This is a genomic window from Trinickia sp. (assembly GCF_051961175.1).
Taxonomy (GTDB): domain Bacteria; phylum Pseudomonadota; class Gammaproteobacteria; order Burkholderiales; family Burkholderiaceae; genus Trinickia.
This window is the reverse complement of sequence record NZ_JBQCDN010000076.1, coordinates 1-7,880: the sequence shown is the minus strand read 5'-3', so window position 1 is coordinate 7,880 and position 7,880 is coordinate 1. Positions and strand designations below refer to the sequence as shown.

Genomic DNA, 7,880 nt, shown 5'->3' with positions numbered 1-7,880 from the left:
CGAAATCGCGTCGTTCGGGCACTCGGGCTCGCACACGTCGCAATTGATGCACTCGTCGGTAATCAGTAAAGCCATGCTGTCAACGGAGAAAGCGGGATGAACGGACGTTGGCGGCGTGCCGGGTGGGCTGCCGCCCGGCGGCGAACCCGGGCAAGGATTGCTGGCTTGCGCGCCGAGCGCACACCACTGTGGCCTTGCACGCGGCAGTGGCGAGCCGTATTGCCGCAGGGCCCCTATTTTAGCCCGGGTTCCGATTCGCCGGTGCCCGGGGGCGACGACATTTGGACGCTCAGGGCCGCGCCTGCGCCTCTTTCGTCATCTCGGCGACTTTGTCCGTCAGCCATTTTTCGACCGAAGGGAATACGAATGTGCTGACGTCGCCGCCGAGCTGTGCGAGTTCGCGCACGATGGTACCGGAGATGAATTGGTACTGGTCGGACGGCGTCATGAACATCGTTTCGACGTCCGGCAACAGATAGCGGTTCATGCCGGCCATCTGGAACTCATATTCGAAATCGGACACCGCACGCAACCCGCGCACGATCACGCGCGCGTTGTTCGCTCTCACGAAATCCTTGAGCAAGCCCTTGAAGCTCATCACCTGCACGTTCGGATAGTGGCCCAGCACTTCCTGCGCGATATCGAGCCGCTCTTGCAAGGTGAAAAAAGGCTTCTTGTTGCGGCTGTCGGCCACGCCGACGACAAGCGTATCGAAAATGCTCGACGCGCGCCGAACGAGGTCTTCATGACCGCGCGTAAGCGGATCGAACGTACCCGGGTACACGGCGACTACCATCGACCATCTCCTGTCATCATCCATTGGGACGCGGGCACGCGCGCTTTGAGGACGCCGCCGGCCTTGACGCGGCTTACCGTGGCCGGCGTCTTTTCCTTACGAAACGCGCATTATTCATCATTTTCGCGCTGCAGCAAATGATAGTGTACGGCGCCCGCCTTGCCTTGTCGCTCAATGCGCCAGCCGGCCAGCGCGGCCACCTGGGCGAGTTCGAGCGCCGCCGCCGATTCCACATACAAATAGCCGTGGTGGGACACGAGGGGCGCGGCCGATTCGAGCGCGCGCGCGAGCACCGATGGCTCGCCGAACGGCGGATCGAGAAATACGACGTCGAACGAGCCGGGCGGCAGGCCGGCCGAGAGCCTCAAGCCGTCGGCCTCGACCACCTCCACCGCTTGCGCCGACAAGCGCGCCTGGATGTCGCGCAACTGGCGCGCGGCTTTCGCGTTGCGCTCGACCATCAGCACGCGCCCTGCCCCGCGCGAGGCCGCCTCGAAGCCGAGCGCGCCGGTGCCGGCGAACAAGTCCAGGCAGCGCCAGCCGTCGAGCCGCTGGCCCAGCCAATTGAACAGGGTTTCGCGCACGCGATCGGGGGTGGGCCGCAAGCCATCGAGATCGAGCACTTGCAGCGGAGTCCGTTTCCAATCTCCACCGATGATGCGGACGGTATGCGGCTTACCGCGGGCGGGCGCCGCGCCGGGGGCGCGGGAAGCGGGCGAATGACGGGGCATGCGGGCGAAATGCGGTAAAAGGCGATGGAACCCGGCGGCAAACCCGCGCGGGCGCGAGCGCCAACGTTACCACAGCCGCCTGGCCATCCGCGAAAAGCGAGCGAGCCACGCCGCGCGCGCCGCGCCTGTTAAAATGACGCGCTTGATTCCCTAGCGCATGCCGCATTGCCGGTCCACCGCGGCGCATGCGCGGCCACGCGCCACCTATTGCCGCCGCGAGCTTTTCGCTCTCGGCACCCATCACGGCACACCATGTTCAGCTTCTTCAAACGATTCAAGGGCGGGAAGACGCCCGACACCGCCGAGGACGCGACCGCCGAGCCTTCGGCATCGCCCGCAGCGCTCGACACGGACGAGCAAGCAAGCGCGCCGGGGGTTGCGCCCGCCGCGACGCCTGCCGCGCCGGCTCGCACGAGCGCGGCTGCCGCTGGCAGCCCCTCGGCGCCTGCCAGCTCGCCGGCACCGTCGCCTGCGCCGCAACCCGCTTCTCCTGTATGGCAGCCGAACGCGCCAGCGCCGGTGCTCGCCGCCACGCCCGATGCGGCCGGCGACGAGTACGATACCGAGGAAATCGTCCCGCCGCCGGCCGCCGAGCCCGCGCAAAAGCAGTCGTGGCTGGCGCGGCTGCGTTCGGGCTTGTCGAAAACGAGCGCCGGCCTCACGGGCATCTTCGTGCGGACGAAGATCGACGACGATCTGTACGAGGAACTGGAAACAGCGCTCTTGATGTCGGATGCGGGCGTCGAAGCCACGGATTTCCTGCTCCGTGCGTTGCGCGAGAAGGTCCGGACGCAGCGGCTCACCGATCCGCTGCAGGTGAAAGCCGCGCTGCGCGCACTGCTCATCGAACTCCTGCAGCCGCTTCAGAAATCGCTCATGCTCGGTCGCGCGCAGCCGCTGGTCGTGATGATCGCGGGCGTCAACGGCGCCGGCAAGACGACGAGCATCGGCAAGCTCGCCAAGCATCTGCAGCGATTCGACCAATCGGTCCTGCTGGCGGCCGGCGATACCTTCCGCGCCGCCGCGCGCGAGCAGCTTGCGATCTGGGGCGAGCGCAACAACGTCACGGTCATTGCGCAGGAAAGCGGCGATCCGGCCGCCGTCATCTTCGATGCCGTCAGCGCGGCACGTGCGCGCAAGATCGACATCGTCATGGCCGATACGGCGGGCCGTCTGCCCACGCAGCTGCATTTGATGGAAGAACTGCGCAAGGTCAAGCGCGTCATCGGCAAAGCCTATGACGGCGCGCCGCATGAAGTGCTGCTCGTCATCGATGCGAACACGGGCCAAAACGCGCTCGCGCAAGTGAAGGCATTCGACGATGCGCTTTCGCTGACGGGCCTCATCGTCACGAAGCTCGACGGCACGGCCAAGGGCGGCATCCTGGCGGCAATCGCGCGGCAACGCCCCGTCCCCGTCTATTTCATCGGGGTCGGCGAAAAAGTGGAAGACCTGCAGCCGTTTAACGCCGAGGAATTCACGGACGCCCTGCTCGGCTAACCGGCTTTACCGCCCCACCGCGGACAACGCGCGTCTCGCTTCAATCGCGACACGCGCGTTTTTCGCTTTTCCGGCCGGCTATTGCGCGTCAGGCTGCTGCTCGGGCGCCGCCCGGACGAACGCATCGTGCCGCATCGCCTCGTCGTAGATCCGTTGGATCGTCGGATAAGGCTGCATATCGACTTGAAAACGCAATGCATTGAATACCTGTGGGATGAGCGCCAGATCGGCCATCGTCGGCGTATCGCCGTAGACGAATTTGCCCGTACGCGGATCACCGGCGAGCATCGACTCGAGCACGTGAAACCCGTTCTCCACCCAATGCCTGTACCAGGCGTCTTTCGCTTCGTCCGTCACGCCCAGCTCATGCTTCAGGTACTTCAGCACACGCAGGTTGTCCAGCGGATGGATTTCACAGGCGATTTGCAGCGCGATCGCGCGAACGTAGGCGCGCTCGCCCGGCGTGCCCGGCAATAGCGGCGGATGGGGGTGCGTCTCCTCGAGGTATTCGATGATCGCGAGCGACTGCCGCAGCACCAGATCGCCATCGACGAGCGCGGGGACAATGCCGTCCGGCGCGACACGGCGATACTCGGGCGTCAACTGCTCGCCGCCGCCGCGCAGCAGATGCACGGCCGCATAGTCATACGACAACCCCTTCAAGTTCAGCGCGATGCGTACGCGATAGGACGCCGAACTGCGGAAATAGCTATAGAGTTTCATCGATTGTCCTTTGTCTCGTTGACGTTCCCCGCTCGTCTCACACCACCCGCACGCTCAAGGTGCCCAGCCCGTCAACGCCTCCGGTCATGAGATCGCCGCGCGCGACGGCCGCGACGCCCTCGGGTGTCCCCGTGAAAATCAGGTCGCCGGGCTGGAGCGCAAACAGCGTCGACAAATGCGCGATCGTTTCCGCCGTCGACCAGGTGAGCTGCGAAATATCGGAGCGCTGGCGCTCAGCGCCGTTCACCGCCAGCCAAATCGCACCGCGTTCGATATGCCCGACCCTCGATACGGGATGAATCGGACCGAGCGGGGCCGAGTGATCGAACCCTTTGGCGACATCCCACGGACGGCCCATCTTCTTCGCTTCCGCCTGTAGATCGCGGCGCGTCATGTCGAGACCGAGCGCGTAGCCGTAGACGTGCTCCAGTGCCTGATCAACGGCGATGTCGCGCCCTGCGCGGCCGATTGCGACGACGAGCTCCATTTCATGGTGCACATCGCTGGTGCGCGACGGATAGGGAAATTCGCCGGTCGCGCCCGGCGCGACGTAGACGATCGCATCGGCCGGCTTGGAGAAAAAGAACGGCGGCTCGCGGTCCGGGTCGTGGCCCATCTCGCGCGCGTGCGCGGCATAATTGCGACCGACGCAATAGACGCGGCGCACGGGGAAGCGTTCGCGCGTGCTGGCGGCATCGACGCTGTTGGCGATCGGCACAGCGACGACCGGCACGGGGGCAATGACATAGTCCATCACGTTCTCCTCGTCTTCATTGAGCGCCCCGCTGACCGATTCGCACGGTGTGGGCGAAAGCGACGAGTTTAGCGCGACCTCGACGGGGCCGCCGCCCTGCAAATCTGCCGCCCTGCAAATCTGCCGCCCTGCCAATCTGCCAATCTGCCAATCTGCCAATCTGCGATTCGGTCGATCAAAGATCCGCCGCCCCGCCCGTCAGAAAGCGCCGGGCGAAGCCTCCGCGACAAACACCACCGCATAAATCGCCCCCGGGCACCTTGCCAGATCGCCGTGAATGGGGTACTCGTTGAGTTTCTCTTTTTTCTCGGCCGAGCGATCGCACCCGGCCCCGTGCCTCATGACTCAACCTATTGCCGAATCCTTCCCGTGCGCCCGCTTCATCAAGGAAATCGGGCGCGGCCCGCACGGCGCTCGCGCACTCTCGCCCGAGGACACCTACGCGCTCTACGCGGCGATGCTCGATGGGCGCGTATCGGATGTCGAACTCGGGGCCGTCTTGCTGGCCTATCGCCTGAAAGGTGAGACGGCCGACGAACTGGCCGCGATGCTGGCAGCGGCACAGGCAGCGGTCGCGCCACTGCGCGTCGGCGGGGCCGTGTCGATCCCAAGCTACAACGGGGCGCGCAAGCAACCGAATCTCGTGCCGCTGCTGGCGCTGCTGCTTGCTCGCGAAGGCGTACCCACGCTCGTCCACGGCGTAACCGAAGACCCGGGCCGCGTGACGAGCGCGGAAATTTTCGCCTGCCTCGGTATCGCTGCATCCGGCTCGCACGACGAGATCGAGCGAGCGCTGGCCGAACGCCGCGTCGCATTCGCGCCCGTCGAGGTGCTCGCACCGAAGCTCGCGCGCCTGCTCGCGTTGCGGCGCGTGATGGGTGTGCGCAATTCAACGCATACGCTCATCAAGATCCTGCAGCCGTTCGCGCCGGCCGGCCTGCGCCTCGTCAACTACACCCACCCGTCATATCGCGACAATCTGGCCGAACTGTTCCTCGGTCATCCGCAGGCTGCGGCCGGCGGCGCGCTGCTCGCGCGCGGGACCGAAGGCGAAGCCGTGGCCGATACGCGCAGGCAAGTGCAGATCGACTGGCTGCACGACGGCATCGCCGAGACACTTGTGTCACCGGAACGATCCTCTCTCGATGACGCCGGTCCCGAGCTGCCGGCCGCCCGCGATGCGCAAACGACGGCTCGCTGGATCGAAGCGGTCTTGCGCGGCGAAGCCAGCATTCCCCCGACGCTCGCGCGGCAAGTGACGGAAATCGTACGGATTGTGCGGTCCGAACCCCGCCCGACGCCGATTCAAGCGTAGCGCGCAGGCCAGCCTGCGGCCGTCACGGATGCGGTGGAACGGCAACACCGGTTCAGCAACGGTCGCGGTTCCGGCGCCCGCGTTTCGCCCCACGCCGGGCAAACGCTGCGCGGCCACCGGAGCATATCGGCCCGCATGCCTTCCCAGTTGACAGCTTGGCACGCCGTGTCATAGAGTGCGCAACTATGTGTTCGAACCTGAACCCCCTCCGAATTACCTCCGGCCGCCTAGCGCGGCCCCTATCGCTACGTCTAGCGTAAGCCAGGCGTAGCGCCGCGCAGCGTCGACGAATCGTCCGCGCGGTCCTCCCGCAGTATCCCGAAGTTTCCGTTTCACCCCAAAGCCGCAGTTCCTTTTACAACCCGTAGTCGTCAGCATTCGGCCGAGTACCGCTCGGAAGAATCGCGAAACCGCCGACGTGGCCGCATCGCGTCTCGGCATGACCGGCTAGCCGCTCGATCAGCCGCGTTTCGCAGACGACCCGACGAACCGAGGTCCGTCAATGCTTCGCAACCCCGCCGCCAAGTACCGCCCCTTCCCGCCCGTCCAATTGGCCGGCCGCAGATGGCCCAACCGCACCATCGAGCGCGCGCCCATTTGGATGAGCACCGATCTGCGCGACGGCAATCAAGCGCTGATCGAGCCGATGAGCATCACGCAAAAGCTCGAATTCTTCGAGATGCTCGTTGCCATCGGCTTCAAGGAGATCGAAGTCGGCTTTCCTTCTGCCTCGCAGACCGATTTCGACTTCGTGCGCAAGCTCATCGACGAGGGGCGCATTCCCGACGATGTGACGATCGAAGTGCTCGTCCAGTCTCGCGCCGATTTGATCGAGCGCACGTTCGAAGCACTCGAAGGCGTAGCGCGCGCAATCGTCCATCAGTACAACGCGATTGCCCCGTCGTTCCGCCGCATCGTCTTCAATGCATCGAAGGAAGACGTCAAGGCGCTGGCCGTCGAAGGCGCGCGCAAGATCAAGGAAGAGACGGAGCGGCGGCCGCAAACGCAGTGGACCTACGAGTACTCCCCCGAAACCTTCAGCATGACCGAACTCGCGTTTGCACGCGAAGTGTGCGATGCAGTGAGCGGCGTCTGGCGCCCGACGCCCGCACGCAAAATCATAGTCAACTTGCCGGCGACGGTCGAAGCGGCGACGCCGAACGTCTTTGCCGATCAGATCGAGTGGATGGACCGCAATCTCGCGTTCCGCGACAGCATCGTGCTCTCCGTTCATCCCCACAACGACCGCGGCACCGCCGTCGCGGCGGCCGAGCTCGCGCTCCTGGCGGGGGCCGATCGCATCGAGGGATGTCTGTTCGGCAACGGCGAGCGCACCGGCAACGTCGATCTCGTCACGCTGGCGTTGAACCTCTATACGCAAGGGATCGATCCGCAACTCGATTTCTCCGACATCGATGCGGTGCGGCGCGTCGTCGAGCGCTGCAATGCAATCGCGGTGCACCCGCGCCATCCGTACGCGGGCGAACTCGTCTTCACGGCGTTCTCAGGGTCACATCAGGACGCGATCCGCAAGGGCCTCGCGCAGCAATCGAGCGACGGCGTCTGGGAAGTCCCGTATTTGCCGATCGATCCCGTTGATGTCGGGCGCGGCTACGAGGCCGTGATTCGCGTCAACAGCCAATCCGGCAAAGGCGGCGCGACCTTTCTGCTCGAGCGGGGGCTGGGGTTTGCGCCGCCGCGGCGCGTGCAGATCGAATTCAGTCACGCGGTGCAGCGCATCGCCGATGATTCGGGCGCGGAAGTCACGGGCGACGCCGTGTGCGCACTGTTCTCGCGCGAGTACTTCGATGTTCGCGGGCCGGCTGAACGGGTCGATGCGATCGTGCGCTGGCGCCGGCGAGAGGCGATCCGCATCGACGCGGCCGCCGCCTACGAGAGCGAAGAAGCCTGGGTGCGGGCCATCGCCGATGCCATGTCGAAGGCCGCGGGGGCGCACGTTCAAATAGGTGATTACGAAACGGTTCGTACGAGCGACGGGCGCACGGCGGCCTTCGTCGCGTGCCGCGTGGACGGGCAGGAGCAAGCAGGCGCGAACGCTCA

At 65.4% G+C, this 7,880-nt stretch carries 8 protein-coding genes; 3 read left to right on the top strand and 5 right to left on the bottom strand.

The window, feature by feature from the left end; all coding sequences use genetic code 11:
- The 3 genes from ACTHL0_RS04240 to rsmD form a co-directional block, all read right to left on the bottom strand.
- Positions 1-75 (bottom strand): 4Fe-4S binding protein (locus tag ACTHL0_RS04240; protein ID WP_440565343.1); only part of this gene is annotated, 75 nt, incomplete at its 3' end.
- A gap of 214 nt (positions 76-289) precedes the next feature.
- The gene (coaD, locus tag ACTHL0_RS04235) at positions 290-796 is read right to left on the bottom strand and encodes a pantetheine-phosphate adenylyltransferase (protein WP_440565342.1); all 507 of its coding nucleotides are present in this window, start codon (positions 794-796) and stop codon (positions 290-292) included.
- 110 nt (positions 797-906) lie between these two features.
- Positions 907-1,527, bottom strand: a complete 621-nt coding sequence (gene rsmD / locus ACTHL0_RS04230; RefSeq protein ID WP_440565341.1) for a 16S rRNA (guanine(966)-N(2))-methyltransferase RsmD — start codon at positions 1,525-1,527, stop codon at positions 907-909.
- Positions 1,528-1,779: 252 nt separating this feature from the next.
- Between rsmD and ftsY the strand changes: the two genes are divergently transcribed.
- Positions 1,780-3,027 (top strand): signal recognition particle-docking protein FtsY, encoded by a 1,248-nt coding sequence (gene ftsY, locus ACTHL0_RS04225; protein WP_440565340.1) that lies wholly within the window; start codon positions 1,780-1,782, stop codon positions 3,025-3,027.
- A gap of 78 nt (positions 3,028-3,105) precedes the next feature.
- On the opposite strand, the gene maiA is transcribed toward ftsY, so the two are convergent.
- Together maiA and ACTHL0_RS04215 are read right to left on the bottom strand one after the other, a co-directional pair.
- On the bottom strand, positions 3,106-3,750 hold the full coding sequence (maiA, locus tag ACTHL0_RS04220; protein WP_440565339.1) for a maleylacetoacetate isomerase: 645 nt from the start codon (positions 3,748-3,750) through the stop codon (positions 3,106-3,108).
- A gap of 37 nt (positions 3,751-3,787) precedes the next feature.
- Positions 3,788-4,504, bottom strand: a complete 717-nt coding sequence (locus ACTHL0_RS04215; RefSeq protein ID WP_440565338.1) for a fumarylacetoacetate hydrolase family protein — start codon at positions 4,502-4,504, stop codon at positions 3,788-3,790.
- Positions 4,505-4,844: 340 nt separating this feature from the next.
- On the opposite strand from ACTHL0_RS04215, the gene ybiB reads away from it, so the two are divergent.
- Both ybiB and leuA read left to right on the top strand, forming a co-directional pair.
- Positions 4,845-5,819, top strand: coding sequence for a DNA-binding protein YbiB (gene ybiB, locus ACTHL0_RS04210; RefSeq protein WP_440565337.1), 975 nt, complete (start codon positions 4,845-4,847; stop codon positions 5,817-5,819).
- 502 nt (positions 5,820-6,321) lie between these two features.
- A partial coding sequence (leuA, locus tag ACTHL0_RS04205; protein WP_440565336.1) for a 2-isopropylmalate synthase occupies positions 6,322-7,880 on the top strand: 1,559 nt, incomplete at its 3' end.

Coding starts and splice junctions, on each gene's coding strand:
- coaD (WP_440565342.1), bottom strand. CDS start 796: ATGGTAGTCGCCGTGTACCCGGGTACGTTCGATCCGCTTACGCGCGGT.
- rsmD (WP_440565341.1), bottom strand. CDS start 1,527: ATGCCCCGTCATTCGCCCGCTTCCCGCGCCCCCGGCGCGGCGCCCGCC.
- ftsY (WP_440565340.1), top strand. CDS start 1,780: ATGTTCAGCTTCTTCAAACGATTCAAGGGCGGGAAGACGCCCGACACC.
- maiA (WP_440565339.1), bottom strand. CDS start 3,750: ATGAAACTCTATAGCTATTTCCGCAGTTCGGCGTCCTATCGCGTACGC.
- ACTHL0_RS04215 (WP_440565338.1), bottom strand. CDS start 4,504: ATGGACTATGTCATTGCCCCCGTGCCGGTCGTCGCTGTGCCGATCGCC.
- ybiB (WP_440565337.1), top strand. CDS start 4,845: ATGACTCAACCTATTGCCGAATCCTTCCCGTGCGCCCGCTTCATCAAG.